Annotated in this window: 6 protein-coding genes; all 6 read right to left on the bottom strand. The window is 65.5% G+C overall.

The annotated features are described in order from the left end of the window. Positions 1-167: 167 nt before the first annotated feature. The 6 genes from F4036_07485 to infA all read right to left on the bottom strand — a co-directional run bounded on the left by F4036_07485 (position 168) and on the right by infA (position 6678). Positions 168-1634: a glycine dehydrogenase subunit 2 gene (locus tag F4036_07485; protein MYK37579.1), complete on the bottom strand. Its 1467-nt coding sequence runs from the start codon at positions 1632-1634 to the stop codon at positions 168-170. Next, positions 1631-2983 carry an aminomethyl-transferring glycine dehydrogenase subunit GcvPA gene (locus F4036_07480; GenBank protein ID MYK37578.1) on the bottom strand — a complete coding sequence of 451 codons (1353 nt, stop codon included), beginning with the start codon at positions 2981-2983 and terminating at the stop codon, positions 1631-1633. Before F4036_07480 ends, F4036_07485 begins: the two co-directional genes overlap by 4 nt. A 6-nt stretch (positions 2984-2989) precedes the next feature. Next, entirely contained in the window at positions 2990-3376 is a 387-nt protein-coding gene (gcvH, locus tag F4036_07475; GenBank protein MYK37577.1) for a glycine cleavage system protein GcvH, read from the bottom strand. A gap of 16 nt (positions 3377-3392) precedes the next feature. Then, on the bottom strand, positions 3393-4511 hold the full coding sequence (gene gcvT, locus F4036_07470) for a glycine cleavage system aminomethyltransferase GcvT (GenBank protein ID MYK37576.1): 1119 nt from the start codon (positions 4509-4511) through the stop codon (positions 3393-3395). A gap of 173 nt (positions 4512-4684) precedes the next feature. Further along, the gene (locus F4036_07465; protein ID MYK37575.1) at positions 4685-6463 is read right to left on the bottom strand and encodes a DUF885 domain-containing protein; all 1779 of its coding nucleotides are present in this window, start codon (positions 6461-6463) and stop codon (positions 4685-4687) included. Beyond that, a complete protein-coding gene (gene infA / locus F4036_07460; protein ID MYK37574.1) occupies positions 6460-6678 on the bottom strand; it encodes a translation initiation factor IF-1 in 219 nt (72 codons plus the stop codon). The genes F4036_07465 and infA overlap by 4 nt, the downstream gene beginning before the upstream one ends. Positions 6679-6720 lie beyond the last annotated feature (42 nt).

The raw sequence follows: 6720 nt of genomic DNA, 5'->3' as shown, positions 1-6720 counted from the left end.
TTCAATAGCGGCACGATCGTCTCGAAGAAAGCGCCGCTTTAGGGAAGCGGGTGAAGGCAAACGAGGGGCGTGCCGGCAGGCTTCAGGCGCGATTCGATATACCGCAGGTGAATCTGACCCCTTTGGGTCGATACGTAGGCCCGTTTCATGTCGGCCGGTTACGCGCATCAATCCCGGCGCAGCACCGGGGCGTGGGCCAGGTCCGGCTTGCGGGCGGCAAGCACCTCGTCGGGACGCCGGACCGGCATGCGATGCGGTGCGGAGCGAACCGCCTCGGGATCGCTCAGGGCCGCGTCGCGGATACGCACCATGGCTTCAATCAGCGCATCCAGCGCTTCGGGGGACTCGGTTTCGGTCGGCTCGATGAGCAGGCACTCGGGAACCAGCAGCGGGAAGTACACGGTGGGCGCATGAAAGCCTTCGTCCAGCATGGCCTTGGCGAAGTCGGCGGCGGTGACGCCGGTTTCATCGCGCAGGCGCTTCAGGCTGATCACGAACTCGTGCCCGGCGCGCCGTTCGGGATAGGCCAGATCGAAGCCCTCTTCCGCGAGCCGGAACGCCAGGTAGTTGGCGTTGAGCACCGCGTGGTCGGCCACCCGCTGCAATCCCTCGCGCCCCAGCATCCTCAGGTACACCCAGGCGCGCAGCAGCACGCCGATATTGCCGCCGTTGGCCGCCAGCCGTCCGATGCTGTCCGGGCTGTCGGTGCGCCACCGGTAGGCCCCTTCGGCCTCTTCAACGTAGGGCACCGGGAGAAAGGGCTTGAGACTGCTTGCCACGCCCACGGCCCCGGCGCCCGGACCGCCGCCGCCATGCGGCGTGGAGAAGGTCTTGTGCAGGTTCAGATGCACCGCGTCGAAGCCCATGTCGCCCGGCAGCACGCGGCCCAGCAGGGCGTTGAGGTTGGCGCCGTCGTAATACAGCAGGCCGCCGGCGGCGTGAACCCGTCTTGAAATCTCCAGGATGTGGCGCTCGAACACCCCCAGAGTCGATGGGTTGGTGAGCATGATCCCGGCCGTGCGCGGGCCCAGGGCCTCGTCCAGCGCCGCCAGTTCGATATCCCCGTCCCGGCCGGTGGCGATTTCCCGAACCTTGAGTCCGCACATGGCGGCCGTGGCCGGATTGGTGCCGTGCGCGGCGTCTGGCACGATGATCTCGTCGCGCGCGTGGTCTCCGCGGGCATGATGGTAGGCCTTGAACATCGCCACGCCGGCGAACTCCCCCTGGGCGCCGGCCATCGGCGCCAGCGTGATGGCCTCCATGCCGGTCACCGCGGCCAGCATGTCCTGCAGTTCGTGGAGACACTCCAGCAGGCCCTGTACGGACGCGTCCGGAGCGGCCGGGTGCACGTCGAGAAATCCGGGCAGCGAAGCCAGACGGTGGCAGGCCCGCGGGTTGTATTTCATCGTGCAGGAACCCAGCGGGTAACTGTTGGTGTCGATCGAGAAATTCAACTGCGAAAGGCGCGTGTAGTGGCGTACGACATCCAGTTCCGAGACTGCGGGAAGGGGAGCTTTCCGGTCCCGGATCAATTTCGCCGGCAGACCCGCCGCAGGGGCGCTCTCCGCGGCAGGCGCCTGCGCCCGGGCGCGCCGGCCGGGACGCGACACATCGAATATCAGCCTGCGCGTCATGTCAGGCGGTAGATTTCGCGCAGCGCTCGGGCGTAGCGCGAAATGTCGTCTTCCGTGCGCATCTCGGTTGCGCAAACCAGCAGAGCGTCGCCCAGTTCCGGGTACTCGGAAGAGATATCGATGCCGCCCAGGATGCCCTGCTCCGCCAGGGCGCCGAGAACAGGGGCTACCGGGCGGTCCAGTTGAAGAACGTCTTCGTGGAAAAAGGGAGCGTCAAAGGCGCGCCGCACGCCCCCGATGGCGGTCAGCGCCTCGACCAGTTGCGCCGTCCGCGCATGACAGGCCGACGCGACCCGGCGCATCCCTTCGCCGCCGAGCAAAGCCATGTACAAGGTAGCGGCAACCACCATCAGCCCCTGATTGGTGCAGATGTTCGAAGTCGCCCGGCTGCGGCGGATATGCTGCTCGCGCGCCTGCAGCGTCAATACGTAAGCGGTGTCGCCGGCCGCGTCCACCGTCCGCCCCGCCAGTCTCCCCGGCATCTGGCGAATGTACTGGGCCTTGCAGGCCAGCAGACCCAGGAAGGGACCGCCTCCGGACATGGGAATGCCCAGCGGCTGGCCTTCGCCGCACACGATATCGGCGCCGAACTCGCCCGGCGGCCGCAACAGGCCCAGCGAAACGGGATTGATCCCCACGACCAACAGCGCGCCCTCCCTGTCCGCGAGCGCGCGCCAGGCCTCGAGGTCGGGCATTCCGCCAAGGTAATTCGGCGCGGCCACCGCGATCGCGGCGAATCCCCCGCCGATGTTCTCATACACGTAGTTGAAATCGGCGCGGCCGGAATCGTCCAGCGGGGCTTCCACGAGTTCGATTCCCTGGCCGTCCAACAGCGTCCGCGCGACCGCCCGCCAGGCCGGATGCAACGAGCGCGCCACGGCGATCTTGCGAGCGTCCGACTTGCGGTTGCAGCGCACCGCCATGAGGCAGGCCTCGGCAAAGGCGGTGGCGCCGTCGTACAACGACGCATTGGCGACATCCATGCCGGTCAGCCCGGCGATCATGGTCTGGTATTCGTAGGTGAGCTGCAGCGAGCCCTGCGCGGCCTCGGCCTGGTAGGGCGTGTAATTGCTGTAGAACTCACCCCGCGATGCAATGTCCCAGATTGCCGCGGGTATGTGGTGTTCGTAGGCGCCGCCTCCCGCGAAGCAAAGCAGGGGCGTATTGCTGCCGGCTCTCTGTCTGGCGATCCGGCCGATCCCCGCTTCGTCCAGGCCCGAAGGAATGCCTGGAGGTTCGTTCCGCAGCAGCGTATCCGGGATCTCGTCGTAGAGTTCGGCAACCGATCGGGCGCCCAGGCGCCGCAGCATGTCCCGGACCTGCGAGGACGTGTGCGGAACGAACGGCATTTCGGGTCAGGAATCCAGCAGTTCTTCGTACTGGTCCGGGGCCAGCAATTCCTCCCATTCGGCCTCGTCTTCCGGCGCCATTTCGAACAGCCAGCCGTCGCCGTAAGGATCGTTCGAAATCTGTTCCGGTGAATCCTGGAGCGATTCATTGACCGCCACGACTTCGCCGCCCGTGGGCGAATAGATGTCGCTGGCCGCCTTGACCGATTCCACCACCGCGCAGACGTCGCCGGCCGCGAATGACGCTCCAACCTCCGGCGTGTCGACATAGACCAGATCGCCGAGCTGTTCCTGGGCGTAGTCGGTCAGACCCACTACCAGCGTCCCGCTGTCTTCCCTGCGCACCCACTCGTGTTCGCTGGTGTACTTGAGGTCGGTCGGTATTTCTGACACTGCTGTTTCCTCTTCATTATTCACTGTCGTCTTGCGCGTCAACCAGAATGCGGCCGCGGCGCACGAATGGCGGTTTCACAACGGCGCATGGTGCTCCCGCGCCGCGGATTTCCACCTCGCAATCGGCATACGCACCGCGCGGAACGCGGGCCAGGCCGATTGAGGCGCCCATGGTAGGCGAATAACCGCCGCTAGTCACGATGCCCGGGCCGTGCGGAGTCCGCACCGTTTGACCGGCGCGAAGCATACCCCTTTTCTTCAGTACCAGGCCCTTGAATGCGGGCAGATCTTCGCTGCCCGCCAATTGCTCCAGCGCGCGCCTGCCCACGAAGTCCCGCTGCGGCGGATCCATCGCCACGGTCCACTTCAGACCGCAGTGCAGCGGCGTAACCGAGTCGTCCATGTCCTGACCGTACAGGCACAGGCCCGCCTCCAGCCGCAAGGTGTCGCGCGCTCCCAGTCCGCACGGCGCAACTTCGGCGTCGAGCAGCGCCTGCCACAACGCTTGTCCCGTCGCCGCGTGCAGATAGATTTCAAACCCGTCCTCGCCCGTATAGCCGGTGCGCGCAGCGAGGAAGCCGCGCGATTCCATCGCGTTGAACGGCTTCAGCGCGGCCAGTTCGGTCGCGAACTCGCCACCAAGCACTGTCGCGGCCGCCGCGGCGCCTGTTTCCATGGCCTGCGGACCCTGGACCGCCAGGGTGACCCGGTCCTCCTCGGGTGCGAGCGTTACGGGAAACGCGCGCGCGATTTTTTTCATCTGCGCGCGCACGGAATCCCCGGTCGCGGCATTGCTGACCACGCGGTAGCGCTCATCGGTCAGGCGGTAGGCAATCAGGTCGTCGATCACGCAACCGGATTCATCCAGGAGACAGGTGTAGAGGCCCGCAATCCGCTCTCCCAGGCGATCGACATCGTTGGCCAGCAGGCGGCGCAGATAAGGCTTGGCGCCGCGCCCGGACACCATCGTCAGGGCCAGATGGGAAACATCGAAAACACCGGCGGCCCGGCGCACGGCATGATGTTCGGCCACCTGCGAGCCGTAGTGCAGCGGCAGCTCCCAGCCGGCGAAATCGACCAGGCGCCCGCCGCAGGCCCGATGCCGGTCCCGCAGCGGCGTGGCTTTAGCCGGCATACTTCACCAGCTTCCGGAATTTCGGTTGCGATTGGCACTGCCGTAGCCCTGCTTGTGCCCCCTTCTTCCAGGAGCGTTGGAGCAAGGACAGCGAGAATCGAGCCAGGATGGCGTCTCCGGGAAGAAGGGGGCACAAGCAGGGCGGGATCGATGCACCGCCAGGACGCAGGGCTTCAGCGGGCATTGAGCGAGCGGGCGATGAAGCGGTCGATCTGCCTTTCCAGGATCGGCAGCGGCAGGGCGCCGTTGGCCAGCACGGCGTCGTGAAACGCCCGCACGTCAAATTCCGATCCCAGAGCGTCTTCGGCCCGCCGGCGCAATTCCTTGATCTTCAGCTCGCCGAGCTTGTAGCCCAGGGCCTGGCCCGGCCAGGCGATATAGCGGTTGATTTCGTTTTCGACGTTGGTCAGGCTGAGCGAGGTGTTGTCCGCCAGGAAGGCGACCGCCCGGTCGCGCGTCCAGCCCTTGGCGTGAATGCCGCTATCGATGACCAGCCGGCAGGCCCGCCACATTTCGTAGCTCAAGCGGCCGAAATGCTCATAGGGCGTGGTGTAAACGCCCATTTCGATGCCCAGCCACTCGGTGTACAGCGCCCAACCTTCCACAAAGGCAGTGAATCCCAGCGTCCGGCGAAATTCCGGGACATCCTCCAGTTCGCGCGCCAGCGCAATCTGCAGGTGATGGCCCGGAACCGCCTCGTGGACGGTCAGCGCGGGCAGCTCGTAGAGAGGTCGCTGGTCGAGCGCGTAGGTATTCAACCAGTAATAACCGCCGCGATTGCCGCCGCGGGGTGCGGACCAGTAGCGGGCGGTGGTTCCGGTCGGCGCCATTTCCGCGGGCATGGGCATGATGCCGTACGGCGTGCGCGGCAAGAGGTTGAACCAGCCCGGCAGAATGCCGTCCACCTTCTTGGCGATCCGCGACGCGTGGCCGATCAACTGTTCCGCGGTCTCGGCATAGAAGCGCGGATCGGTGCGCAGAAACGTAACGAACGCATCGATGCCGCCCTCGAATTGAAGTTCCTCGACAATGGCAAGCATTTCCGAGCGGATACGCGCCACCTCGGACAATCCGATTTCGTGGATTTCATCTGGTGAAAGGTCGAGCGTGGTCATGGCGCGTATCCGCTGTCGGTAGTATTCCGCCCCGCCGGGCAACTCCGAAGCGCCGATACTGTCGCGGACGTGCAGCCGGTACTCCGTGTCCAGAAATTCCGCCAGCCGTCCCAGCGCCGGCAGCGCCTGCCGGCCAATGACCTCGCGGGCTTCGGCCTCCAGCCGGGCGCGGTCCGCATCGGCTATCGCATCCGGCAGGCGCCTGAGTGGCGCGAAGAAGGCGCTCTGCGCGACAGTCTGTCCAGCCGGCGCGGTTACCGTAGGCAGCACGCTTTCCAGCACCACGCGTGGCGCGACGAATCCGTCGGCAATGCCAGCGCGCATGTTCTCGATATTCTGATCCACGTACCGCGGGATTGCCCGCAAACGCTGCAGGTAATCATCGTAATCGCCGAGCTTGCGAAAACTGACACCGTCCGTCGCGCGCAATAATCCCGAGTGAAAGCCGCTGTCGGCGATGAACGGAATCCGCTCGGGGTAAAACGAAGCCGATTCGATGCGGGTGCGCAGCATCCACTCGAAAAGTTCCCGATCCATCCTGCGTTCCACGGGAAGCAGGTCGACATCAATCCGATTCAGCCGATCCGCATATGCCACCGATTTGCGCTTGCGGCGCTCGATATCGTCAACGGAAACACCGGGGAGCCGGTCGTTGTAGTCGCTGACGCCCATGGAGGTGGCCAGCAGGGGGTTCTCGCGCAACCGGGCCGCCCACTCTTCGGCGAGCAATTCATCCAGTTGCTGTTCCGCCGTCACCGGCTGAGCGCCGGCGGGGGCGACTCCCGCCGTCAACAGGACTGCCAGAACCCAGCCCGCAGCGCTTACCCCGCGGCTCATCTCTCTCTGTAGACGATGCGCCCTTTGCTCAAATCGTAGGGTGTCAATTCCACCGTGACCCGATCGCCGGTGAGGATGCGGATGTAGTGTTTGCGCATCTTGCCGGAAATATGCGCCATCACCATGTGGCCGTTATCGAGCGTGACGCGGAAAGTCGTGTTGGGCAGAGTCTCCGTGACCACGCCCTGCAACTGTATCGGTTCCTGCTTCGCCATTGAGCCGCTACTCCGCCGGGGCGCCGTATCGCCGCGCAGACC

Source organism: Gammaproteobacteria bacterium (assembly GCA_009845905.1).
Taxonomy (GTDB): domain Bacteria; phylum Pseudomonadota; class Gammaproteobacteria; order Steroidobacterales; family Foliamicaceae; genus Foliamicus.
The sequence above is the reverse complement of the archived record's forward strand: the minus strand, read 5'-3'. Positions and strand labels throughout refer to the sequence as shown.

Bases quoted from the DNA above. Each gene is read 5' to 3' on its own strand.
- F4036_07485 (MYK37579.1), bottom strand. From the start codon at position 1,634: ATGACGCGCAGGCTGATATTCGATGTGTCGCGTCCCGGCCGGCGCGCC.
- F4036_07480 (MYK37578.1), bottom strand. From the start codon at position 2,983: ATGCCGTTCGTTCCGCACACGTCCTCGCAGGTCCGGGACATGCTGCGG.
- gcvT (MYK37576.1), bottom strand. From the start codon at position 4,511: ATGCCGGCTAAAGCCACGCCGCTGCGGGACCGGCATCGGGCCTGCGGC.
- F4036_07465 (MYK37575.1), bottom strand. From the start codon at position 6,463: ATGAGCCGCGGGGTAAGCGCTGCGGGCTGGGTTCTGGCAGTCCTGTTG.
- infA (MYK37574.1), bottom strand. From the start codon at position 6,678: ATGGCGAAGCAGGAACCGATACAGTTGCAGGGCGTGGTCACGGAGACT.